The sequence below is a fragment of the Polyangiaceae bacterium genome (assembly GCA_015075635.1).
Classification (GTDB): domain Bacteria; phylum Myxococcota_A; class Polyangia; order Polyangiales; family Polyangiaceae; genus JADJKB01.
On sequence record JABTUA010000002.1, the window covers coordinates 1,200,903 to 1,224,035 of the forward strand.

At 70.5% G+C, this 23,133-nt stretch carries 19 protein-coding genes; 9 read left to right on the top strand and 10 right to left on the bottom strand.

Going from position 1 to position 23,133, the window contains the following annotated elements; all coding sequences use genetic code 11:
- Positions 1-25: 25 nt before the first annotated feature.
- Positions 26-706, bottom strand: coding sequence for a ribose-5-phosphate isomerase RpiA (gene rpiA, locus HS104_21755; protein MBE7482592.1), 681 nt, complete (start codon positions 704-706; stop codon positions 26-28).
- A 130-nt stretch (positions 707-836) separates the two neighbouring features.
- Between rpiA and HS104_21760 the strand changes: the two genes are divergently transcribed.
- Together HS104_21760 and HS104_21765 are read left to right on the top strand one after the other, a co-directional pair.
- The gene (locus tag HS104_21760) at positions 837-2,468 is read left to right on the top strand and encodes a hypothetical protein (protein MBE7482593.1); all 1,632 of its coding nucleotides are present in this window, start codon (positions 837-839) and stop codon (positions 2,466-2,468) included.
- Between the two features lie 122 nt (positions 2,469-2,590).
- Positions 2,591-2,776: a hypothetical protein gene (locus HS104_21765; GenBank protein ID MBE7482594.1), complete on the top strand. Its 186-nt coding sequence runs from the start codon at positions 2,591-2,593 to the stop codon at positions 2,774-2,776.
- Positions 2,777-3,306: 530 nt separating this feature from the next.
- On the opposite strand, the gene HS104_21770 is transcribed toward HS104_21765, so the two are convergent.
- On the bottom strand, positions 3,307-4,014 hold the full coding sequence (locus tag HS104_21770; protein ID MBE7482595.1) for a hypothetical protein: 708 nt from the start codon (positions 4,012-4,014) through the stop codon (positions 3,307-3,309).
- 403 nt (positions 4,015-4,417) lie between these two features.
- Here HS104_21770 and HS104_21775 point away from each other — a divergent pair, with 403 nt between their 5' ends.
- Positions 4,418-4,564 (top strand): hypothetical protein, encoded by a 147-nt coding sequence (locus HS104_21775; GenBank protein ID MBE7482596.1) that lies wholly within the window; start codon positions 4,418-4,420, stop codon positions 4,562-4,564.
- 328 nt (positions 4,565-4,892) lie between these two features.
- Here the strand turns inward: HS104_21775 and HS104_21780 are convergent, their stop codons facing one another.
- Complete coding sequence (locus HS104_21780) at positions 4,893-5,480, bottom strand: sigma-70 family RNA polymerase sigma factor (GenBank protein ID MBE7482597.1); 588 nt, start codon at positions 5,478-5,480, stop codon at positions 4,893-4,895.
- Between the two features lie 31 nt (positions 5,481-5,511).
- The gene (locus HS104_21785; protein MBE7482598.1) at positions 5,512-6,504 is read right to left on the bottom strand and encodes a hypothetical protein; all 993 of its coding nucleotides are present in this window, start codon (positions 6,502-6,504) and stop codon (positions 5,512-5,514) included.
- Positions 6,505-7,624: 1,120 nt separating this feature from the next.
- Here HS104_21785 and HS104_21790 point away from each other — a divergent pair.
- A complete protein-coding gene (locus HS104_21790; GenBank protein ID MBE7482599.1) occupies positions 7,625-8,098 on the top strand; it encodes a hypothetical protein in 474 nt (157 codons plus the stop codon).
- A gap of 65 nt (positions 8,099-8,163) precedes the next feature.
- Here the strand turns inward: HS104_21790 and HS104_21795 are convergent, their stop codons facing one another.
- Positions 8,164-8,997 (bottom strand): class I SAM-dependent methyltransferase, encoded by an 834-nt coding sequence (locus HS104_21795; GenBank protein ID MBE7482600.1) that lies wholly within the window; start codon positions 8,995-8,997, stop codon positions 8,164-8,166.
- Between the two features lie 214 nt (positions 8,998-9,211).
- Here HS104_21795 and HS104_21800 point away from each other — a divergent pair, with 214 nt between their 5' ends.
- The 3 genes from HS104_21800 (at position 9,212) to HS104_21810 (ending at position 13,505) form a co-directional block, all read left to right on the top strand.
- Positions 9,212-10,252 carry an AraC family transcriptional regulator gene (locus HS104_21800; GenBank protein MBE7482601.1) on the top strand — a complete coding sequence of 347 codons (1,041 nt, stop codon included), beginning with the start codon at positions 9,212-9,214 and terminating at the stop codon, positions 10,250-10,252.
- Positions 10,253-10,416: 164 nt separating this feature from the next.
- Positions 10,417-12,135: a phosphodiester glycosidase family protein gene (locus tag HS104_21805; protein MBE7482602.1), complete on the top strand. Its 1,719-nt coding sequence runs from the start codon at positions 10,417-10,419 to the stop codon at positions 12,133-12,135.
- Entirely contained in the window at positions 12,132-13,505 is a 1,374-nt protein-coding gene (locus HS104_21810; GenBank protein ID MBE7482603.1) for a hypothetical protein, read from the top strand. The genes HS104_21805 and HS104_21810 overlap by 4 nt, the downstream gene beginning before the upstream one ends.
- 6 nt (positions 13,506-13,511) lie before the next feature.
- On the opposite strand, the gene HS104_21815 is transcribed toward HS104_21810, so the two are convergent.
- From HS104_21815 to HS104_21835, 5 genes are all read right to left on the bottom strand, one after another.
- Positions 13,512-13,889 carry a hypothetical protein gene (locus tag HS104_21815; GenBank protein MBE7482604.1) on the bottom strand — a complete coding sequence of 126 codons (378 nt, stop codon included), beginning with the start codon at positions 13,887-13,889 and terminating at the stop codon, positions 13,512-13,514.
- A gap of 15 nt (positions 13,890-13,904) precedes the next feature.
- The gene (locus HS104_21820) at positions 13,905-14,975 is read right to left on the bottom strand and encodes a hypothetical protein (protein ID MBE7482605.1); all 1,071 of its coding nucleotides are present in this window, start codon (positions 14,973-14,975) and stop codon (positions 13,905-13,907) included.
- A 10-nt stretch (positions 14,976-14,985) separates the two neighbouring features.
- Positions 14,986-15,804 carry a bifunctional DNA-formamidopyrimidine glycosylase/DNA-(apurinic or apyrimidinic site) lyase gene (gene mutM, locus HS104_21825; GenBank protein ID MBE7482606.1) on the bottom strand — a complete coding sequence of 273 codons (819 nt, stop codon included), beginning with the start codon at positions 15,802-15,804 and terminating at the stop codon, positions 14,986-14,988.
- 10 nt (positions 15,805-15,814) lie between these two features.
- The gene (locus tag HS104_21830) at positions 15,815-17,854 is read right to left on the bottom strand and encodes a hypothetical protein (GenBank protein MBE7482607.1); all 2,040 of its coding nucleotides are present in this window, start codon (positions 17,852-17,854) and stop codon (positions 15,815-15,817) included.
- Between the two features lie 70 nt (positions 17,855-17,924).
- Positions 17,925-19,058: a hypothetical protein gene (locus HS104_21835; protein ID MBE7482608.1), complete on the bottom strand. Its 1,134-nt coding sequence runs from the start codon at positions 19,056-19,058 to the stop codon at positions 17,925-17,927.
- 167 nt (positions 19,059-19,225) lie between these two features.
- Between HS104_21835 and HS104_21840 the strand changes: the two genes are divergently transcribed.
- Positions 19,226-22,588, top strand: coding sequence for a BamA/TamA family outer membrane protein (locus HS104_21840; protein MBE7482609.1), 3,363 nt, complete (start codon positions 19,226-19,228; stop codon positions 22,586-22,588).
- A 139-nt stretch (positions 22,589-22,727) separates the two neighbouring features.
- Complete coding sequence (locus HS104_21845) at positions 22,728-23,123, top strand: hypothetical protein (GenBank protein MBE7482610.1); 396 nt, start codon at positions 22,728-22,730, stop codon at positions 23,121-23,123.
- Positions 23,124-23,133 lie beyond the last annotated feature (10 nt).

A 23,133-nucleotide genomic window follows, 5' to 3' on the forward strand; every position in this document is an offset into this window, starting at 1 on the left:
GCCCGAGCATAGCGCCGCGCGGGGCTCAGGGCGAGGCGACAAGCTCGCGGATCCCTCGCTCGCCGGCGACGATGACCCGGTCCGCGCGGCCCACGAACAGGCCCGTCTCCACCACCCCGGCGATGGCGCGCAGGCGCTGGTCGAGCTCACCGGGATCGGCGATGGGCCCGACGTGCACGTCGTAGATGAAGTTGCCGGCGTCCGTGAGCCAGGCTCGGCCCTCGCGCTGCCGGAGCGCCACGCGGCCGAAGCGCTCGAGCGCGCGCACGGTGGCGCCGTGGCCGAAGCCGAGCACCTCGACGGGTACCGGCCACTTCTCGCCGAGCTGCTCGCTGAGCTTGCTGTCGTCCACGATGATGACGTTCACGCGGGAGGAGAAGTTGACGATCTTCTCGCGAGCGTGACAGCCGCCGCCGCCTTTGATCAGATCCAATGCCGCGCTCACCTCGTCCGCGCCATCCACGCTGAGCGCGATGTCCCAGGGCCCTTCGTCCGAGAGCAGCGGAATGCCGAGCGCCGCAGCCTGCGTGCGGCTGGCTTCGCTGGTCGCGACGCCCACGAGCCTCCGACCGCTTCGCACCAACTCGCCGACCGCGTCGATGAAGAGCTTCGCCGTCGAGCCCGACCCGAGCCCGATGGTGCCCGCTTCCGGCAGGAGCGCGAGGGCCGCGCGAGCCGCCAGGCGCTTGGCCTCGTCCTGGGTCATGGGGCGCGGATCAAGCACGGCCCACATGAGCACACAAGGTGCCTGAAAACTTTGCTGTGGATGGGGCCCTCGGAACGTCCATATTGCGGAAGCCCAGAGGAACAGCCGCCGTATGACTCCACGAAGCCCCGTGACTCGCTCCCTCGCCCCAGTTCGCGTCGCCGCACTCGGTCTCATCGCGCTTGGTTTCGGCTACGGCTGCACGACCCGTGAGAGCCGACCGGCCTACCAGCCCGCGCCTTACCCGGGCGGCTACGCCGTCGCCCAGAACCCGCCCCCGCCGGCGCCGCCGCCGCCGGTGCAGCAACCGCCGACCTTCTTCGGCTTCCAGCTGCCGCCGCTGCCGCCGCCCCCGCCCGCCTCGGCGTTCCAGCTCCCACAGCCGCCGGCCGGCTGGGGCAGCTTGGGCGGCATCCCCATCCCGCCGATCCCCGGGCTGCCGGGCCAGCCGGCCACGCCGCCACCGGGCGGACAGCCGAGCACGCCGCCCGCCGCCAAGGGCCTGAAGGGTTGCGGCGTCGCCAACGTCGGCGGCGAGCAATTCCTGCTCGACTGCATGACGCCCACCTACGCGAACGTGGCGGAGGCCAGCCAATACGTCGTGCGCCGCAAGGCGTTCAACGTGAGCGCGGCGCACGAAGGTGCCGATCCGCTCCCCGCCGTGGTCGATCACCGCGCCGCTGGCAAAGAAGGGCCAGTGCGCAGCCAGGGGCCGGTCGGCGCGTGCACGGCCTTCTCGCTGGCGACGGCCATCGATCACGCCATCGCAACCACCAGCGGTGCGCCCGGCAACGTGAGCGTGATGCAGGTCTGGGCCCGCTATCACTACCCGACCATGCAAGACGCCGTGTCGGGCAACAAGGGACGCTCCCTCGCCGTCGAGAGCTCTTGGCCGTACGACAAGGTCGAGGCCTGCAAGTACTGGTCGGGCCCGGGCTGCGACTGCGGCTCCATGCTCGATGTGTCGTGCAACCAGCCGGTGAACAGCACGAAGCTCGGCCAGCTGGACTCCGCGCCCACCGCAAAGGTCACCAACATCACGCGCCTACCGGATGGCGATCTCTCCGAGTTCAAGGGCGCCCTGGCCAAGGGCCAGGACATCTGGTTCGCGATGTACGTGAACGACGCGTTCCAGTCGGTGAAGGGCTCGCCGGCGGTGGTGCCGGACGGTGACTTCCGCCCCGCCGGCTCGGGCCACGCAATGGTGCTCGCGGGCTACAAGGTGCAGTCGAACGGCACCTACTTCCTGATCCACAACAGCTGGGGCACCAAGTGGGGCGACGGCGGCTACGCCTGGATCCACGAGAAGACGCTCTCCACGAACCTCCGCTACGCCTACCTGGTGGACGTGAGCACGCCGAGCGGCGGCGACAAGCCGAACAAACCCGGCGAGCCCACGCCGCCCACGCCGAGCCCCGGCGATTGCCCGCCCGGCCTCGTCCCCGACAGCGGCATCCCCATCTGCATGCCGCCCTGCCCCGACGGCAGCCCGCGCCACTTCAACACCTGCCCCGTGGCGCAGAACCAGAGCCAGTGCCCGCCCGGCAAGGTGAACATCTTCGGCTTCTGCGTGACCGCACCGAAGTCGGGCTTCGGGCAGGACACCGCCACCGGCGTGAAGCACTCGTGCGGCGCCGGCGGCTGCACCTACCTGGTGCCCAAGGGCAGCGCGGGCTGTAACCTCCCGGTCTGCGTGAAGTCGTGCCCGAGCCCGAAGTACTTGCTGACGGCGGGGCCGCTCGGGCTCGGCTGCGCGGAGTGAGGTGAGTCGGTTCAAAGCGCGCTCGCAGCGGAACCGGCTTTGCCACGCCGCGCGGCAACTCGGTCGCTAACGGGCTGAGGAGCGTTTGCATGGTCGTAGCTCGAGCGGTACCCTTCCGAACGATGGCGCACGCCGAGAAGCCCGGGAACCCACCGACACCGCCTGACGAGCGAGCGCGCTCGATAGCCGGCCTGGCCGCGCAACAGGGCGTGACACCAGTGCAAGATCTCGACGCCGTGAGCGCGCTTTGGCCGGTCGATGACGATCCGGACGAGCTGGACGCCTTCCTCGCGAAGCGCGAGTCATGACCACGGCACGACGAAAGGGCAGGCGGATGGAGGCCGGAGATGCTTGGATTGCGGCCACGGCGGTCTTGTACGCGGCACCGCTCCTTACGCACGACGCGGACTTCGTCGGTCTCGACATCGCGGGTCTCGACGTGGTCTGCCATGCGTAGGCGCAGGAGCGAACCGTGCGTACTAGCGGCAAGAAGACCTGCGCGCCCGCGCTCGCGGTGCTGGACACGAGCCAATGGCGAAGCACCTCACGTCGCCGTCACCAAGGCACCGCGCTGCCAGTTCGGAACGACGCGTCCCCTCCAGCCGCGTGAGCGCGAGCATCGGCACGACGCCGGAAGTCTCGGGACGACGCTTCCGCTCGCGCTCACCGGCTAAGGAGGGGACCGCGGAGCGGAGCGACGCGAGGGGAGGCAGGAACACTGCCGGTCTGCGTGAAGTCGTGCCCGAGCACGAAGTACTTGCTCCCCGCGGGGCCGCTCGGGCTCGGCTGCGCGGAGTAGTCCTGGGTCGCTCTGTGAGCTGAGCGCGGAACGCAACCGTCAGAATGAAGGCGGCGCTCGCTTCAGGCGCACCGTGTAGTCGCCCCACCATCCCGATACCATTCCGCCCTGAAGCTCGTCTCCCTGGGCGCTCAGATCGAAGCGCACGTCTTCGATCTCGTCGGCCCTGCATCCGGACACGCTGCACTCGCAGACTTGCCACATGCACAGGCCCACCTGAGCGCAGAAGACGGGTACGAGTTGCTTGGTGGTCGGCTCCTCGACAGCGCAACTGCCGGGCCCCGCGTGGATGACCCAGTTCGGCAGGCAGCCACAACCACTTACCCCCCCTCCGGCGAAGGACTCCTGGAGCGGGCACCACGCTCGCCAGAGCTCGTTGCTCGCCAGCGAGAAGCGGACGCGGTCAGCGTCCAACTCGACGGCTCGAAGTGAGTACCGGAATCCCCCGTAGGGAGCCAGGGGCAGCGCGTAGCTGGTGATTGGGAAGTCGGACGGGTACCCACTCTTGCCCGAGGTGGGCGGGGGCGGAGGGGGTCGGTCGCCGAAGACCAGCACCGCTTCGGTCGGTTCCTCCGAGATCACGACCTGGATCTGATCGTCGCCGGCCGTGTAGCTCTCGAGGTAGCCGACCCAGGTACCGACCCAGCTCGGATCGTTGACGATCCAAGCCTTGGCGCTGGGCTCCTTGGGGTCCGGCCGCACACACGCCGGCGCGCTGTCGAGCGAGGCAGGGCCCGGCGGAGTCACCGATCCCGAGCTCGCACCGCCCTTGGTGCCGAGTGAGTCCTCGCTGCTGCACGCCGTCCAGAGAAGTAGGGCTGGGAGTAGTGTCGATCCTCGCATCGTGCCTCGCACCGTCAGAGTTCCCGTTGCCTCGGCGATTGATCACTCGCCGGCAATCTTGCGGACCCGCTCCGCATGAACGCCGCTCGGATTCTGCTCCAAGTACCTGCGAGCAGCCGCCCGGGCGGCTGCCGGACGGCCGGCTCTCACCATCGCGTCCAACCGAAGCAAGAACGCTTCAGGGTGCATCACACCTCTCGGATGCTCGCGTTGATGTTGGTTCAGGAGACCCAGCGCCTCTCCGGGAGCACCCCGAAGCAGTGCTCGCCTGGCTGAATCGACGAGCGCAACCTCGGCTTCGAGCTCGTTGCCCCGGGACCTCTGCACGCTGGGCGCCGGCCTCGGTGGAGCCACGTTGGGGCTCGCACGCACGGTTGCCTCGGGAAACGGCCCCCGACTGAACGAGCTCGCGGACGCCGACGGCGTGGCCAAGCTCGGAGTCGAGACGGACTGAGGCGTGGGCTGCAGAGCGGGCACGGGCACCGCCCGCTCGACGCCCGCCGGCGGCCCCGGTGGCGGTGACGACGACGCGACGAGCACCACTGCTCCGACGACCGCCCCCCCAGTGCCAGCTTTGGCCAGCAGCGCCAGGACGCCACCCGCCGAGGCTTTGCCCGTGGCAGCCGCGCTCGTGCCCGTGACGGCCGTCGTGGCCACCCCGAGCCCGAGCGCTGCGACGGTGCGGGCTCTAGCGCCTTCGGACGGTGCGTCTGCCAGGCCTGCTCGGAGCAGCGCCCGAGCTGAGCCATGTGCTGCGGCGTCGAGCAATCGCGGGAGTTCCTTCATCGCTCACCTCCGTCGAGCTCGGCAGTGGCGCGCCGCGTCTCCGCGAGGAACGCGGCCCGGGCACGGCGCAGGCGCGATGCCACCGTGCCGGGCGCCAGCTCCAAGAGCCCCGAGATCTCCTGCATCGTGAAGCGCTCGAGCTCGTAGAGCACGAACACGGCCCGCAAATCGAACGGAAGCCTACCGAGAACCCGGTAGAAGAGCCGCTTCGCCCGAGCGCTCTCCAGCTGTGCCTCTGGCCCAGGATCTGCGGAGGGCTCGTCCTCCAGCTCGTCGTGCGCCACTTCGCGTCGGCGCAGACGAGTCCGGTGCGCGTGCGCCGCGTGGTTCATGGCGGTACGGTACAGAAAGCCGCGCAGGCGGCCGTCGTCGACTTCGTCCAAGCGTCGCGAGATCGACGAAAAGACTTCCTGAGCTGCGTCCTCTGCGTCGGCTTCCGGAACGCCCAAGCGCCGAAGCGAGCGCCAGACGAAGTCGTAGTGTTGCTCGACGACCTCGCGCACGCGCGCGGCCCCCGCGGTTGCGCTCCGAAGCTCGTCGACCGCGGCAGGACACTCGTCCGGATCGGCCGCGAGGGTGCTCACGGCGACACATTCCCGGAAGGCGGAGATTTGATCACCGGAGCTCACCGGCGAGTCCGAGCCCCGCCCTTCCCACCAGCAAAGCAGGCTCCTGGACCACTTCGCGCGGGTTGTCGAACACATACGCACGCCTCGTGACCGGATGAGTCACGGCGCCAGACAGTTCGACGCGCAGGATGTCGGCGATGATCCAGGAGACCCGCGTGGAGATACCGAGCTCGAACCACGGCCTCGTGACCGAATTGGCTTCCGTCACCCCCCCGCGCGGCACGCCCTCTGCACGGAGAGCGCCTCCCTCGACCACCCCACAACCGCTCAGCAGCAACCCCGCGGCGTCGGCCACACCCGGACAAGCCTCGACCGACGCCGTCGTCAGCGAAAAACGAGCCGCACCGGATCCGACCTCGGCCACGCCGCTGCTCTGACGGGAGAACCCGATGCGAAAGGCGGAGCCCATGCGACCTTTCGGCGCAAGCTCTCCAAACACCCGCAGCCCATAGAGTGGCGACGGCGCGATCCCGCTCGCGAGGACGCCTGCCGTTCCGAGGAGTCCCACCGGCGACGCCTCGGCGGTTGCTGCGGCATCGGGAGTATCGACTTCATCGCTACGGTCGGTTCGTGACGACGTTTTCCGAGGCTCGGAGACGTTCGCGTCCGGTAGGTCGAGGACCGCCGCCGGCTCCAGCGTCACTGCGATGATCAGCGCCAAGGCGTCGGCGACCGACGCGCAGCTTGCTCCCCGTACCTCGCGGACTCGGCCATCGCTCGGCAGCTCGAGTTGCCCGTGCCACTCGGGCCCGCGCCCTGCGATGCGGACGACGAACCGGACCTCGGCATGCCCAGGAGCGTGGTTCGCGTTCCCCAGTCGCTCCGAGATGCGCGCCACCAGCCCGCTCAGATCAGGGCAGCTGGGGTCGACGTGGTACTCCACGTCGTAGGTCAGGGGGTCGCCGCGCGCGCCCGTCGCCGCCAGAGCGATGCCGAACGCGACGGCTGTCGTCCTTCTCCGTCGCAATACGCGTTTCAATGTCGCCCGCGCACTCAACGACGTCAACTCTTCGCGCCGGGATACCCATGTGGCGCCTCGGCGAGACGGAGCCCAGAGCGACGCGTCCCCTCCAGCCGCGTGAGCGCGAGCATCGGCACGACGCCCACGGTCTTGGCAAGGCGCCCCTGCTCGCGCTCACCGGCTAAGGAGGGGACCGCGGAGCGCAGCGACGCGAGAGGATGCAGGAATACTCCCGGTGTGCGTGAAGTCCTGCCCGAGCCCGAAGTACTTGCTCACGGCGGGGCCTTTGGGGCTCGGCTGCGCGGAGTGAGTCTGGCGACTTGCGCGCCGCGAGCACGTCCGTTCAAAACGGCGTAGACTGCGGTCACTCGATCTTGAAGTGAGCGGCCGCTGCGTCGCTCGACTGCGCCCTCCGGAACCGCGTGAACTGTCGCCGATGAGCGGGCGGAGAGCTCGCGACCAAGCCTGGGGGGGGAACCGACCTCTGATACCCTCGGTCGAGGAGTCTCATGGGCATCCCCTTGTCTGTCCCACTCATGGCGCTCGCACTCGGTTGCAGCTCCTGCAACGACGGCACGTCAGCCGCTTCGGGCGCTTGTGCGATCTGCTCCAACGCCTCCTTCTCATGCACTTCCGCGACGACTTCTCCACCGTTTGCCATCGATATCGTCGCTCGGGACGACACCGGCTGCGACGGCGAGGGAGAGACCGGGCAGCAGTACCGAATCGATTGCGGAACGCCGCCCAAGTTGTGCTCGGGCGCGGCTTGCATCGACGCGCCCTTTCAAAACAACACGTTTTCGTTCGGAACGTACCAATGCGTAGGGATGAAGTGACACGTAGGCTGGCGGGAACCAACGGCGAGGAACCTCACGTCGCTCATCGAAGCGACGGCGCTGCCAGTTCGGAACGACGCGTCCCCTCCAGCCGCGTGAGCGCGAGCATCGGCAAGACGCCGGAAGTCTCGGGACGACGCTTCCGCTCGCGCTCACCGGCTAAGGAGGGGACCGCGGAGCGGAGCGACGCGAGGGGAGGCAGGAACACTGCCGGTCTGCGTGAAGTCGTGCCCGAGCACGAAGTACTTGCTCCCCGCGGGGCCGCTCGGGTTGGGGTGCGCGGAGTAGCGCTGGGCGGAGTCGTGGCGCTCGCGCTCGGAGCGGCATGCTCGGGTGCCGTCGTCGAAGACGAGGGCAGCACCGATGCCGCCGCCGAAGACTCCAGCAGCGAGGTCGCTTCGGGCGGCACCAGCGGCGCCGGGGGCGCGGTGGAAGCCGGCGACGCGGGCTCCGGGGGTTCCGGCGGAGCGGGCATCGACGCGAGCGCGGACTCCGCCGTGACCTGCGTGGGCCTGGGCGAGGCCGAGTGCGTGGCGCTGATGAAGCAGTACAAGTGCGCGGCGTACTTCGGCTGGAAGGTCCCGACTGGACCGTCACAGTTCGTGGCCTGCGGGTCGTTCTGCGTCGGCAGCGCCGCCATGTCTTGCTCGGTGGATCCCACCGGGACGTGCTGGAGGTTCCCGGACACGTGCTCCCCGGATGGCTGGACGTACGTGGAGTTCTGTAACTCGGAGGCGTCGGCGGCGTGCGCGGGGGCGATCCCCAAGGACAACTGAGCGCGACCGGCCTTGGAGGGGAGGCAGGATCACTCCCGGTGTGCGCCCCCCCCCCCGGTACGACCTCAGCGTTTGGTGACCACGACCTCCAGGTACTCCCCCGGCACGATCAGCGAGGCCGTGCCTGCGGTGTTCATCCCCTCGAGCAGCCCGGTGATGTCCCGCTCCAGCGCGAGCTGGCCCTTCGCGTCCAGGGACGCGAAGGCCTTGAGCGTCGGCCCGTAGTAGTCGCGGAAGACCTGCACCCAGTGCGCGGCGGAGCGGTAGCGGAAGTTGAAGATGCGCCGCTCGCAGCGGATGTCCGCGGCCTGTGAGCCGAACAGCTCGACGATGTGGGGCTCGGTGCCCCAGAGCGCCGGCGACTTCAGTCCCGCCGGCGGCGGCACGTGCGCGCCGATCACGCGGAACAGCCGGCCGATGAAGCCTTCGGGCGTCCAGTTGGCCAGGCCGATGCGACCGCCCGAGCGCAGCACGCGCAGCATCTCGCGCGCGGGGCGGCCGTGGTCCGGCGTGAACATGGCGCCGAAGGTGGAGAGCACGACGTCGAAGCTCTGGTCGTCGAAGGGCAGCTCCTCGGCGTCGGCGACCTGGAAGCGCACGTTCAGGCCTTCGGCCCGCGCGCGCTCGCTGCCTTTGTCGAGCAGCGTGCGGACGTAGTCCGTGGAGGTCACGTCGGCGAAGCGGCGCGCAGCCGCGAGCGTGGCGTTGCCGTTGCCGGCGGCCACGTCGAGCACCCGCTCGCCCGCGCGGACGTCGGCGGCTTCGGCCAGCGACTCGCCGACGATCTGAAGGGTGGTGCCGATCACGGCGAAATCACCGCTTGCCCAGGTGGCCTGCTGGCGCTGCTTGATGGCGGCGAAGTCCGGTTCGAGGGAGCGGGTGTCGATGGCGAGGGTCATTGGGTTCTCCTGCTGCAATGGCTGGCGCCCGTGGGGCACGCCCGGGGCCGGAAAGGCGGCCGACGCAAGCGCGCGCCGACCACGCCAATGTTCGGCAGCAGGCGGGATTGACGCTTCCCCGCGTGTCCAGCAAATTTGCTCCCGCATCCGGTCTTCGGGAGGGGCTTGACCGTCCGTCCGCCAAACTTGATCGAGACTCCACTCAGGCCGCCCCGTGAGCTCCGATCCTCTGTCCGACGTGCTGAGCAGCGTGCGCTTGCACGGCGCCATCTTCTATTACGTCAGCTTCCGGGACGAGTGGGTCGCCGAGACACCCGCTTCGGGGGAGCTCGCCGATTCGCTGATGCCCGGCTCGGAGCATGTGCTCGCTTACCACCTGATGCTCAAGGGGGGGTGTTGGGCCGCGACCATCGGTGAGCAGCCAGTGCGGCTGGGCGAAGGCGACATCGTGATGTTCCCGCGCGGCGACAGCCACGTGATGTCGAGCGCGCCGGGCATGCGCGCCTCGCGCGACGAGGGCGACTGGCGGGTCTCGACGCGCGACGCCCCGAAGCCGATCGCCGTGGCGTATTACGACGGAGTGTTGCGGCCGGGCGAGCTCGAGCCGCCGGACGCGGCGAGCGCGGTCGTCGTGTGCGGCTTCGTCGGCTGCGACTTGCGGCCGTTCAACCCGCTGATCGGCGCGCTGCCGCGGCTCCTGCACTTCCAGGCCGGCGGCGTCGGGGCCTGGGTGGCGCCCGTGCTCCACCAGGCCGTGGCCGAGTCTCGGCAGAGCCGAGCCGGCAGCTCGGCAATGCTCGGACGCGTCAGCGAAATGGTGTTCGTCGACGCCGCCCGGCGCCACCTCGAGTCGATCGACGAAGGCGGCTCAGGCTGGCTCGCAGCGCTCCGCGACCGGCACGTGGGCAAGGCCATCCAGCTCATGCACGAGCGGCCCGCCGAGCCGTGGACCATCGACGAGCTCAGCCGCCTCGTCGGCCTGTCGCGCTCGGCGTTGCACGAGCGCTTCGCCGCGTTGGTCGGGCTCCCGCCGATGCAGTACCTGACCCAGTGGCGCATCCAGTGCGGCGCCAACCTGCTGCGCCAGGGCGACGCGAACGTCGCGGCCATCGCCCAGGAGGTCGGCTACGAGTCGGAGGCCGCCTTCGCCCGTGCCTTCAAGCGCGTCGTGGGGCAGGCTCCGGGAGCGTGGCGCCGGGCGCAGCGTTCGGCTCGAGGGGCGCCAACCTCCGGCGCCAAGGCGCCGTTGCGCTGACCCGGAGCCACCCCGCGCCCAGAACAGCGTAATCGAACAGCCGCTCCGGCCGAAGTCGCGGGAATCCATCGAGAAGCTCCGGCGGCAGCGTCACGCCCGACGGCAGCGTGGCGCTGGATTCGCAGGCTTTGCGCCCGGCACGGAACTTGGAATGGCGGAGGGGAATGCGCGCGCTGACCTGGCTCTTGCTCGCCGCTACCTGCCTGTCCTCGCTCGAGGCCCGGGCGGACGTGGTCGATCCGCACCCCGGGATCCGCGTGGTGCACGGCGGCGGCATGGCGATGGTGGTGGCGGACCTGTGTACCGCCGGAGTCTCGGTGCGCGCGACCAAGTGGGACGAGCGAAACCGAACCGCACCGTCCTGGGCCCAGGCGGTGGACGCGGAGGTGGCGATCAACGCCGACTTCTTCGACTTCCCCGGCTGGTCGTTCGTGGTGGGTCGCGCGCGCGGCGCGGGCGAAGACTGGCCGGCCGGCGCTCAGCTCAAGGAGATCCGGACGTACTGGCAGTTCGGCGTGAATCAGGCGGGCCTGGTGCCGAACGCCGCGACGGAGCCCGGCTACCTGATCACCGAGATCGTCGGCGGTCACAACATCCTGATCGACGAGGGCAAGGGTCTGGGGCCGCTCTACGACGGCGACGCCGTGCTCCAGGGCTCGCACCGGCGCACCGCCGTCGGGCTCTCCGCGGATCGGCGCTACCTCTACTTCTTCGTGAGCAACGTGGCGCTGAACGGGGACGGCATCGTCTGGAACATGGTCTCGCACAACGCCGCCGCGGGCACGCCGCCGATTCACTGGGCGACCAACATGGACGGCGGCGGCTCGTCGCAGCTCTACGTGAAGGGCATGGGCTCGGTGATCTCGAGCACGCGACCGGTGAACAACCACCTCGGGATCTACGCGAAGGGCGCCGGCGAGCCCTGGCACTGCAACCGCGCCCCGGAGGGTTGGCTCGACAGCGCGGACGCCAGCGGCGCCAAGGGCTGGGCCCACGACGTGGACGTGCCGAACGATCCCATCGACGTCTTCGTGAGCTTCGGCGGGCCGGTGTTCTCGGGCGCGCCGAGCAAGAAACTGAAGAGCGCCAAGCACCGCGACGACCTGTGCACGGCCATCGGCTCGTGCGCGCACGGCTTCGACGTGGCGCCGCCTCTGTCGCTGCTCGACGGACAGCCGCACCCGGTGCACGTCTACGGCATGGACGAGGCGGGCGTCACCAACGTGGAGCTCTCCGGCAGCCCGAAGACGCTTCAGGCCACGGCGCCGGAGCCCACGGGACTCCGCCGCGCGCTCGGCGAGGGCGGGGAGGCGGCGTGGAAGCTCGATCCGATCTGGCATCGGCTGCCGGCGAGCGACGCCGCGATCACCGGCCTCGCGCTCGGCACCGCGCTGCCGGCCTCCCCGGTGCTGGTGCAGGGCGACGACGGCGCGCCGGAGGTGTACCTGCTCGACGGCACCTCCTTGCGGCACGTGAGCGATCCGGGCGTGATGGACGCCTGGAGCTTCGACTGGGGCAGCATCGAGAAGCGACCGGCGTCGGAGCTCGCGGGGCTGGCCAAGGGCAATGCCTGGCCAGCCCGGCCCGTGATGGTGACGACGACCGCGGGCGAGAGCTTCTTGCTCGACGAGACGCTGCCCGAGCTCGGCCCGCCCCCGCGCGGCGGGGCTGGGGCGAGCGGCTCAGGCGGTGGACCGAGCGCCGGCGCGCCGACCGCGAAGCCCGGCTCGACGACCGCGCGCGACGACGCCAGCGGTTGCTCCGCAACGTCCACGAGGCCGGGGCACGCGGCGGGACTCTGGGCGCTGCTCGGTCTGCTCGGGTTGGGAGCGTGGCGTCGGCCTTCCGGGACGGACCGCTTCCGGCGTAGCCTGCCGCGGTGAGCGACGACGAGGGACGGCGCGCGCGCGGTTGCGGATGCAGCGGCTGCCTGTTCGCCTTTCTGGCGGGGGGCGCAGGGCTGGTGCTGTTCGTCCTGGGCTTGATGCCTGCGACTACCGAAGCGCTGCCCTTCGGTGCCGGGCTGCTGGTGCTCGGCTTGGTCGCGGCGGTGCCAAGCGGCTTCGCGTTGTTCTCCGGCTGGTCCGAGAAGCGCGATGCGGAGGACGTCGTCCCCGGCGCGTCGGGACCGACACGCCCACCGGCCAGCGTCACCTGCCCCGGGTGCGGCGGCGCCGCGCCGCTCTGCCTCGCCGATCCGACTCACAGCACCTGCCCGTTTTGTCGGGTGCGCTCCCCGCTCGCGCCGGAGATCTCGCGCCTGCTCGCGGAGGGTGGCGCCGCGCTCTCTCGCCAGACAGCCGCTGAGCGCCAGATGGCGGCGACGGTGGCGTCGCTCGCCCAGCACGAGCGCGCGTGGAAGCTGCGCCTCGGGCTCGTCGTCGGCTTGCTGTTCTTCGTGAGCGCCGTGGTGGCGCTGTTCGGTTTCGCCGTGCGCGAGAGCAGCGACTCGTGGCACGGGTACTTCGCGTTCGGGACTGCGGGCTCGGCGGTGACGCTCTTCCTGGGTCTGACGGCGGCGGTCGTCGTCCCGGCCACGGTGCGCCGCGTGGTCGGGCACTGGACGGCCATCCGCCTGCCCGGCGAGGCGGGGCTCGGTTGTCGCGTGTGCGGAGGGCCGCTGCCGGCCATCGTCGCGCCCATCTTGCGTTGCAGCTTCTGCTCCGCCGACAACCTCGCGAGCGGCAGCGTGCTGGGCAAGCTGACCGCTTCCGCCCGGACGGCCGAGCAGCGCACGCTGGCGGTGTCACAGAAGAAGGCGCGGGGCGACGAGCTCGCCGCCTCGTCGCTGCGCGCCTTTCCCCTGGTCGTGGCGCTGGCGTGGTTCGCCATCGGAGCCGCGTCGGGATCGGTCGTGTTCTCGATCGGGCACGAGGTCACGCTGTGGCCGAGCTCGGACCAGTACTTCTCGCTGATTCGCACCGGCTCCGACCAGGTGTGCCTCGCGGCCGTGGAGCGCGACGGGGATCGAGCCGAGCTCTACCTGAGCAGCACGATGCGCCGCACGCTCTCGGTCGCGGATCTGGCGCGCCACTCGGCGGCCGATCCCGTCCGGGCCGACGCGCTCGAAGGCCGGCGGACGACGCGCGGGCGCATCGTCTCGGTGTATCGGCCGCTGAACCACCTGGGCATGCACCGCGGGCGGCTGGAAAGCGGCAGCGAGATCTACTTCCCGAATCGGCATGGCGCCGGGGAGCTCGTCTGCCTCGAGGACGTCCCGCCCGGTCGGGGATCGCCGCTCGACTCGCGGTGAGCTGACTCAGCGCCGACGCGCCGCGAACGCGAGCGCGCCCGCCAGCGCGAGCCCGAGTGCCAGCAGCGAGCTGGAGCGCTCGGCGCCGATCTCGCACGAGCCGCAGCCGCGGCGCTTCTCGGGTGCCGGGCCGCCGCCGCGGCACCAGACCTCGTTCCACACCGACGCACCGGGCGCGCGGCACGCCTGCCGGTAACCCTGCCCGCCGAGCTCCTGGCACTTGTTCGGTTGCTCGTAGGAAGCAGCGCAGTCCAGGCACTGATCGCCGGGCCGCGCGACGCGCGCCGCGCTGCAATCGTCGGGCGCCGGACCCGGACCCGGCGCGACGTCCGCCAAGGCAGGAGACGTCAGGCACAGCACGAGCAGGAAGGACGGAGCTTTCACGGTGGGGGAAAGATCTCACGCTTCGAGCCGCGTGACCAGCTCGTCCACGCGTAGGATCTTGTCGAGGTCACCGCTGTCGTGGGCGTGATCCATGGCGGCGAAGAGGTGCGCCTCCTCCAGCACCAGGCGGCTCGGATCGCGCTCGAGGAGACCCACGTAGTGCTCGAACAGGCGTTCGGGGTCGAAGCGCGTGCGGGCGGCCAGGGCGTGGCGCAAGGTCGCGTGCAGGGCGAAGCGGCCGGCGATGGGCTCCTGCACCAAGCGCAACGCGCGCAGCCGAGCGAGGGCTCGGGGCGCGCTCGCTCCGGCGCGCGCCAACTTGGCGAGGCTCGTCTGGTCCACGTGATCGCCGCCGGCGTGGGCGAGCACCGCCAGCATGCGACGCGCGGGGGCTTCGAGCTTCGACCAGGCGAGCTCCACCACGAGGCCCACCTCCGGCACGTCGTCCTCGTGGGCCAGGGCCCGGATCTTTCGGATGCCGTGCCGCTCGAGCCAGGCGCCGAGGGCGGCGACACCGATCACGCGCTCGGCCACCAGCGCGTCGGCGATCTCCAGGGCCAGCGGGCTAGAGCGCAGCGCGCGCGTCAGAGAAGCGACGCGCGGAAACGGCGGTCGCTCCGCCAGCACGAGCGGCGGCACCACGGGCACGATGGTCACACCGGCGACCAGACAGCGTCGCGCCGTCACCACGACGCTGACCGGCGCGCGCTCGCCGACTGCGTCCAGCAGCGCGGCCGTCGCCGCGTCGTTCTCGTGGTTGTCGAGCACGAGCAGCCGGTCGGGGCCGCGAGCGAGCGCGCGCGCCACGCCGCCGAGGCCGCCAGCCCCGAGGCGCAGGCGCAGCGCGAGCATCTGGCCGAGCACGCGCTCGTCCCAGGCGCCGAGGCGCAGCCAGTGCACGCCGCCGGCGAAGCGCCGCGCCACACGGTGGCCGAGCTCCGCCGCCAAGGTGGTCTTGCCGGAGCCCCCCGCGCCCACCAGCGCCACGCGCGTGGGGTGACGCGCGAGCAAGCGCCGCAAGGTCCGAAGCTCCGACGCGCGGCCCACGAGCCGCTCGGGGCGTGGCGGAAACGGCTGCTGAATCACCGGGCGTCCCTCAACGCTGACAGCTCGGGCAGTAGCACGACGAGCGCTGCCCGATCACCACCCGTCGGATGGATGTGCCACAACGCGGGCAAGGCTCGCCGCCGCGCCCGTAGACGCGGTGCGCGTCCTGGTAGCCGCCGCCAGTCCCGTCCGGCCGCACGAAGTCGTCGATGCTGGAGCCTCCGGCCGCGATGCCGGCCTCGAGCACCCGAAGCACGGCCGCCGCCAGCGCTTCGCACTCGTCGCGCCGCAGCGTACGCGCGCGCCGCGTGGGCCGGACCTTCGCCAAGAACAGCGCCTCGTCCGCGTAGATGTTGCCCACGCCGGCCAGCACGCCCTGATCGAGCAGGAGCGTCTTCACCGCCGCCCGGCGCCTGCGCGACTCGGTGAACAGGTGCTCGGCGCTGACTGCCAGGGCGTCGAGGCCGAGCTTGTCCAGGCGCGGATCGCTCTTGCCCGGCGCGAGCCAGCGCACCTTGCCGAACTTGCGCACGTCGCGGAACGAGAGGTCGGGCCCACGGTCGGCGAACTTCAGCACGAGGTGCGTGTGCGCGTCCGGCGTGAAGCCGCGCGCGCGGGACGAGAGCAGCTGCCCGGTCATACCCAGGTGGAGGAGCAGCCGGGAGCCGTCGTCCAGGGCCGCGAGCAGGTACTTGCCTTGACGCTCGAGCCTCTGCACCGTGCGCCCGACGAGCCGCTCGCGGAGCTTCGCAGGCGGTGTCAGGAAGAAGTAGCTCTTCGCGGTGGTCGCGACGTGGGTGAGCCGGCGCCCGACCAGGAGCGGCTCGACGGCGCGGCGCGTGACCTCGACCTCGGGCAGCTCGGGCAAGCGCGCAGTCTCAGCCGGTGGTGCCGACGGACGACGGGTCCAGGCTCCACTGCCAGTTGTCCAGGATGGTGAGCGAGTCCAGGATGTGGTCGCTCACGTCGAAGACCATGAACTCGATAGTGATGGTCTCGCCGGGCACGACCGGTGCCGTGGTCGTGAGCCACTTGGTGCCGCCGCCGGTGTTACTGAGCTGCATGCCGGTCCCGTTCAGCTCCCCCATGCCGAACGGGCAGGTGTTGCAGCCCTTGGGCGCGCACAGGTCGAAGAAGCCGTTGTTGACGCTGACCGGGTTGTTGAGCGAGTCGAAGGAGATGTTCTTGTCGGCCGGGATCCCGGCCGCACCGCTGGTGAGCAGCGCCAGGTAGAAGTCGTTGAAGACCGTGCACTGATAGGTCCAGTACTCCGAGCTGAAGAAGCGGAACTTGTAGGAGAACGACAGCGCGTTGGTCGGCACCCGGATCGTCAGCCGCACGTTGACCGGGTCGTTCGCGCCGCTGCCCGCTGGACATGTCCCGCTGCAACCCGCCGACGCCGGCAAGGCGTTCCCGTGCGCCGCCAGGTAGGCCGGGGGCGGGGTCGTCGCCGTGCTGAAGGTGCTGCCGCCGTTCGGGTTGACGTAGCCCGGGTCGTTCTGGTCCCGCATGCGGCCGGAGGAAATTCCGGCCATGGTCGGTCCCTTGGTCGGCACGATGCCCCCGGTGCCGTAGTTCTGGAGCACCGCGGTCTGGGAGCTCTGCATCTCCGCGAGCGCGGTCGCGTTCGGCACGGTGCCGTTCGGCAACAGGTGCTGGTAGGTGATGACTCCCCACTTCTTCTGCGAAAGCGGCGGGTTCGCGGTCGTGAACTGACACAGGTCGATGGCCCGAGCCACGTCCTGCGCCGTCACACCCGTGAACTTGGCGGCGGTGGCGCAGTCGGCGGTCGCGACGGTGTCACTGGTGCTCGGATCGCAGTCGTCGTCCACCTGGTTGCCGACGACCTCGAACGCTCCCGGGTTCACCTTGTTCGGCTTGGAGCACTCCGCCGGGGTCTCGCAGCAGTCGCCGTTGCACTTCGTCCAGCCGTCGCCGTCGGTGTCCTTGGCGTCGTCCGCGGTGCCGTTGCAGTCCTCGTCGACGTTGTTGGCGCACACCTCTTCGCTCGGCACGACCTGGCCCAGACACGGGCCCCAGAGCAGGCCGCTGGCGTCGCAGGTCTGCTGCCCCGCCTTGCAGGCGCCGACGCCGGCCGTGCCGGCAGGGCCGGTGTAGCAGCTCTGCGTGGAGCCCGGCTTGCACGCGCAGGCGCTGATCGTCAGGTTCCACTCGCAGCCGTCGCTCGGGCTCTCGTTGCAGTCGGCGAAGCCCACGGCGCAAGAGCCCATGCTGCAAGCGCCGCTCGCGCAGCTGGTCGCGGCGTTGGGGTATGCGGCGCACGCCGTCCCGCAGGCGCCGCAGTTGTTCACGTCGGCTTGGAGATCGTGGCAGCTCGCCGTGCAGCAAGTGTCGCCGCTGTTCGGACAGGGCTGGGTCGCGCTGCAGCCCGTGGCGCAGGCCTTGCTGGAGCAGATCTGACCCGACGGGCAGTCCGTGTCTGCCAGGCAGCCGACGCAGGTGTTGGTCGCGGAGTCGCAGAGCGGGGTCGCGCCGCTGCAGTCGGTCGCCTCGTCGCAGCCCGCGCCGCACTGCTTGGTCGCGGTGTTGCACCACTGCCCCGACGGGCAGTCGCTCGCGCCCAGGCAGCCGACGCAGTTCCCGGTCGCGGTCTCGCAGACCGGACCGCCGGGGTTGCCGGCGCAATCGGCGGCGCTCTGGCAACCCGTGGGCCCCGCGTCGCCGCCGGTGCCGCCGCCGGCCAAGCCGCCCGTGTTGGCGGTGTTGCCCGAGCCGCCCGAACCGCCGGAGGCGGAGGTTCCGCCCGAGCCGGCGCCGCCCGTGCCGGTACCGCCGCTGGACGATGCGTCGCCGCCGTCAGTGCCGCCGGGCGAGAAGCTCGTCGAGTCGGAGCCCCCGCACGCCACGGCTGCCCAGACCGACGCGACCAGACACACGACCGGAGCTGCCGCCTTCATCCTTGGAACGGTACGCGGCGACGCGGGCCTTCGCCAGCCCGGAACTCCGCGCACACTATCTCACACGCGCTCAGTTCTGCGCCGTGACCTCGCGCTCGCGGCGCACCAGGTAGAAGAAGTCGCGCAGCGAGCGCTTGCGGATGTACTCGTCTTCGTCGAACTCGAAGCCGGCGGCCAGGGCCACGGCCTTGCGCGGCCCGCCCGGCTCCTTGGGCTCGTAGAGCACGAACTTCGGGTAGCTCCAGTTCACGTCGAGCTGCCCGACGGTCACCGCGCCGGCGTGCCGCATGCCGTCCGCGATGGCCTTGGCGGTGGTGTGGTTGCTGATGCCGACGTAGAGCACGTCGCGCGCGGCGTTCAGGCCGACGGCAGAGCGCCGGATCACCGTCTCCCCGTCCAGGGTGGCGCCCCAGAGCCGGGTCTCCGGGTCGGCGAGACCCGGATGGATCTTCTCGTCCTCGTACATGCAGCCGGGCATCTGCCGGTACCACTTCATCTTGGCCTCGGACGCGGAGATCTTCTTCCAAGTGCCGAGGGTCAGCGTACCGTCGTCGAGCTCCGCCAGCGTGCAGGCCGTCTCGCGCGGCTTCACCAGCGTGACCCCGTCGTACTTCATGCCGAACCAGCCGTGCTCGGTCATGAAGCCGCCGTTGAACGCCGCGAGCAGCTCCTCGTGGTCCTCGTCGGGAACGCGCGCCTTGCGCACCAGCGCCTTGGCTTCCTTCTCGAAGCTCTGCGGCTCGCGGTAGCCGGGCATGGCCTGGAGGCGCGCGCGCTTCATGTCCACCGCGACCACGAACAGCTCCGCCCAGGACCGGTTCTTGTCGGGGTGGAGCAACGTCTTGTACATGTAAGCGCCTTCGTCGGGGCGCCGCGGGTCTTTTATCTTGACCCACTTGCCGTCACCCGGCGCCGACCACTTCTCGTGGATGGGCCCGACCTCCGCGAGCTGCCACTCGGGCTTCGCAGGCGCGCCCTCCGAGCTGGCCACGGTCGTCGCCTGCGGCTGCTCAGCGGGGACATCCCAATACGCCTTGGGCTTCTCGTTCTTTCGGTACCAGCGGTTGAAGCGGTCCTCGACGCCGTAGGCGAAGTCCTCGAGCTTCGCGACGTTGTCGGTGCCCACCACGGCGCGCAGCGTGTTGGCGACCAGCGGCCCCATCCAAGGGATCTTGTGAACGGCGATCCAGAGCCCGATGGCCATCACGGGCAAGCCCACCAGCACGAGCTTGGCGACGCGCCGGAGCCTTCCTTTCCGTGGAGTCTTCGCGGGGGAGCCCATGACGGCGGAAATCGTAGCCACGAACCCGCCTGAGCGCCCGTTTGTGGCAAGCCGCACTTTCGAGCCGATTCGGGTTAAGAACCAGGCCGATGCTCCGAGGGTTTCTCCGCCGCGCCCCAGCTCTGGCCGTGGTCCTGGGGCAGCTCTCGGCGGTGGGGAGCTCGGAGGCCGACGAGGAGCGGCCGCGCCCGAGCGAGCCGACCACTCCGGGCGCAACTGCGCCCACCAGCGGGCGTCCGGTCGAGCGCCCCGACAAGGAGGCCGACGAGCCTTCGGTCGGACGCATCCCGGAGCTGGGCGCCGCGCCCGCGCTGGGGAGCCTGCTCGGGCGCAGCATCACTCGGGTCGAGGTGATCCCGGTGGGCGGACGCTGGGAGGAGCGCCCCACGCCGCGCTTCGTGCGCGCGGGCGACACGCTGACCAGCGAGCTCGCGCGCCGGGCCATGCTGGAGCTGACCGACACCGGCCGCTTCGCGAACGTGAGCGCCGAGGCCGAGAGCGACGGCAGCGGTGTCGTGCTGCGGCTCAAGGTGGTGCCGCGCCGGTTGGTGGCCAGCATCCGCATCAACGGTGGCGTGCTCGACGCCGAGGAGACGCTGCGGGCCGCCCGCGTGCGCACCGGCTCCGAGCTGACCGCGGCGGAGCTCGCCGGCATCGCGCGGCGCGTTCAAGAATTGTACGTGCGGCGGGGACATCCCGCAGCGGCGGTCCGCATCGACGCCCTCGACACCGACGACCCGCTACGCGTGGTGCTGCTCCTGGACGTGGTGGCGGGTGAGCCGCGACGCGTCGACAGGCGGCGCTTCTTGGTCTGGCCGAGCCCCAAGGTCGACGGCTTGACCGACGCGCTCGCGACCTACGCGGTGGCCGACCGCGATCGTGCCGACGAAGACGAGATCGCCGCGGCGGATCGCGAGCTGGAGAAGACGCTGCGCGTCCGCGGCTGGCACCGGGCCACGGTGAGCCACCAGCTCCGCCTGGTGGGCGCGCGCACGGAGCTCGCCGTGGACATCAAGGCGGGACCCTTGGTTCGGCTGAAGTTCGAGGGTATCCAGCGCTTCGACTCGAGCCAGATCGAGCGCACGCTGGAGCTCGAGGACAACGACGACCGCTCGCCCTCGACCTTGGCCGAACGCATCGAGAAGTTCTACGTCGCGCGCGGCTTCTTGGACGTCGAGGTGAGCTTCACCGAGCGGGGCGCCGCCGACGCGCCGATCCACGATCTGGTGTTCAAGGTGCGTGAGCACCAGCAGATCCGCATCGTGGGGCGCGAGTACCCCTGCCTCACGGGCTCACGGGGCGCGCGCGACGTCGGCAGCGAGGTGGACAGCTTCCTGTCGGAAGAGCTGCCCGGGGCCGACATCTTGTCGAGCGTCGATCCGCGGGTGGTCGATCGGCTCTTCGGCCCGCAGGGCACCACCGGCGCCCGCCCGGTGCCCTTCGAGCCGAACCCTTGGATGACGTTCGTGCCGGAGGTCTACGAGCGCGCGATGAAGCACGTCCAGGATCTGTACCGCTCCGAGGGTTACCTCTCGGCGACGGTCGGTCCGGCGCAGCTGCTCCGGCGCCGCTGCGACCCCCACTCGCCGCCGGGGCGCTGCGTGCCGCTCGGTCCGCGCCGGCGGCCGAAGTCGGCCTGCTCCTACGACGAGATCGGCCTACCGCTGGAGGAGCCGCCAACCGACGCCGCGCTGGCTTGCACGCCGGATCCGAGGAAGGGCGTGAGCTGCGAGCCGGACGCCGTGCTGCACGTCCCGGTCAAGCTCGGCCCGCGAACCTACCTCTACGACGTCGGCTTCGAAGGCAACAAGGCGTTCGTCGAGAAGCGCCTGGCGGACGTGGCGGAGCTCGAGCTGGGGAAACCGGCCTCCCAGGTGGAGCTCGACAAGGCGCGCCGGCGCCTGCTCGACGCCTACGCCGAAGAGGGCTTCGCCTTCGCCGAGGTCGACGCCGCGCTGGAGCTCTCGCCGGATCGCACGCGCGCCCGCGCGATCTTCACCATCAGCGAGCGCGAGCAGGTCAAGGTCTCGCGCATCGTCATCGTCGGAGCGCGCATCACCAACGAGAGCCTGATCCGTAGCCGAGTGGCGCTCCAGATCGGACAGCCCTACCGTCGCAGCGACGTGCGCAAGACCGAGGAGCGCCTGGCATCCCTCGGCGTGTTCTCCACCGTCACGGTCGGCCTCGAGGATCCCTACGTGCCCGCGAAGGAGAAGGCCGTGGTCATCACGGTGCAGGAGCGCAAGCCCCAGTACCTGGACATCCGCCCGGGCTTCTCCACCGGCGAGGGCTTCCGCATCACGTTCGAGTACGGGCACCGAAACCTGGGCGGCGAGGCCATCCCGCTCACCCTGCGGGTTCAGCTCGGCTACCTGCCGAACGAGCTCATCCTGGAGGAGGACGTCCGCAAGAAATACGACGAGCTCGACGTCGGCGAGCGCCTGGAGCGACGCAACAGCGCGCTCATCGAGTTCCCCGACGTGGGCCTCGGCCCGCTGTTCCGCCTCTCCGTCGAGGGCCTGGACGTCCGCGACAACGCCCGCGACTTCGGGCTGACCAAGGACGCCGGCATCGTCACGCTCACCTACCGTCCGGTGCGGCAGTTCTCGGCCTTCATCGGCGGCTCGCTGGAGCTGAACAACGCCACCATCTTCGGCAGCGAGCAGAAGGGCGCGCTCGAGCAATACGTGCAGCAGAATCCGCGCAGCGCGGGTCTGTTTCGCGTACCCGAGGGCACGACGGTCGCCGTCGCCGAACGCATCGGCTTCTCGTGGGACCGGCGCGACAACCCGCTCGGCGCCAGCAAGGGCACGTTGCTCAGCTCCAGCGTCGAGCACGTGCGCGCGACCCCGAACGAGACCGGCGGCGACGGCGTGTTCGATCCGCCCAAGGTCAGCCAGTTCTTGCGCCTGACCCAGCGCGTGGCGGGCTACGTGCGGCTGAGCGACAAGGGGCTGGCCCTGGCTGGCAGCCTGCGCTGGGGCATGAACCAGCAGCTACGCGACGGCTCGCGCACGTATCCGGACCGACTGTTCTTCCTGGGCGGCGTGGACTCGGTGCGCGGCTTCCTCCAGGACTCGATGATCCCGGAGGACATCGCGCAGCAGCTCCTGGACCCTGCGTCGGGCCTCCAGCTCAACCAGGTCGTGATCCGCGGCGGCGACGCCTTCGTGAACCCGCGCCTCGAGCTGCGGGTGCCGCTCTCCGGCAACGTGCAGACGGGCCTGTTCCTGGACGCCGGCAACCTCTGGCGCGACCCGCAGAAGGTGAACCCGCTGCGCCTGCGCTACGCGGTCGGCAGCGGCCTGCGCATCGGGACACCCATCGGCCCCCTGGTCTTCGACTACGGCTTCAACGTCGAGCAGATCCTCGACGAGCTCTACCCGAACCGCATCGAGCAGCGCTACTGGGAGCCCCTGGGCGCGTTCCACTTCAGCATCGGCTTGTTCTGAGCGGAAGCTCACGACCGGCTCAACGGTGACCCACGGCGAGCGGAACCTCCTCTCGACGCCAAGGTTCGATAAGTGACCCCGCAGCCCTTGCGGCCCCCCCCTTTGCCCCGGCCGGGGCCTGCACTAGACTCTGCCGTACATGCACGCGCTCCGCGTGAAGCTGCTCGCGCTGGTCCTGATGGCAGGGATGCTCATCCCCGCCAGCGCGCTCGCACGCGTCATCACCGTGTGCCGGATGGCGCAGAAGAGCACGCACTGCTGCTGCAAGCACGAGTCGCCCGAGGTGGACTGCGAGAGGCCGACGGTCGATCGCGGGGATTGCTGCAGGTCGCTGGCGAGCCAGGCCGAGAAGGCCAGCTCGCTCCAAGCCGCGGCCTCCTTGGACGTGCCGCCAGCCGCCCTGCTCGTGCGCCTCGACATCGATCAGCTGTCTTGGGCGCAACACGCCGAGGACGTCGCGACGCTCAGGCGCTCGCGCGCTCCCCCAGCGGTGGGACCACCGCTGATCCAACAAACAAGTCGTCTCCTGTCCTGAGCCGCCGCTC

Coding starts and splice junctions, on each gene's coding strand:
- rpiA (MBE7482592.1), bottom strand. CDS start 706: ATGACCCAGGACGAGGCCAAGCGCCTGGCGGCTCGCGCGGCCCTCGCG.
- HS104_21765 (MBE7482594.1), top strand. CDS start 2,591: ATGGCGCACGCCGAGAAGCCCGGGAACCCACCGACACCGCCTGACGAG.
- HS104_21795 (MBE7482600.1), bottom strand. CDS start 8,997: ATGACCCTCGCCATCGACACCCGCTCCCTCGAACCGGACTTCGCCGCC.
- HS104_21805 (MBE7482602.1), top strand. CDS start 10,417: ATGCGCGCGCTGACCTGGCTCTTGCTCGCCGCTACCTGCCTGTCCTCG.
- HS104_21830 (MBE7482607.1), bottom strand. CDS start 17,854: ATGAAGGCGGCAGCTCCGGTCGTGTGTCTGGTCGCGTCGGTCTGGGCA.
- HS104_21835 (MBE7482608.1), bottom strand. CDS start 19,058: ATGGCCATCGGGCTCTGGATCGCCGTTCACAAGATCCCTTGGATGGGG.
- HS104_21840 (MBE7482609.1), top strand. CDS start 19,226: ATGCTCCGAGGGTTTCTCCGCCGCGCCCCAGCTCTGGCCGTGGTCCTG.
- HS104_21845 (MBE7482610.1), top strand. CDS start 22,728: ATGCACGCGCTCCGCGTGAAGCTGCTCGCGCTGGTCCTGATGGCAGGG.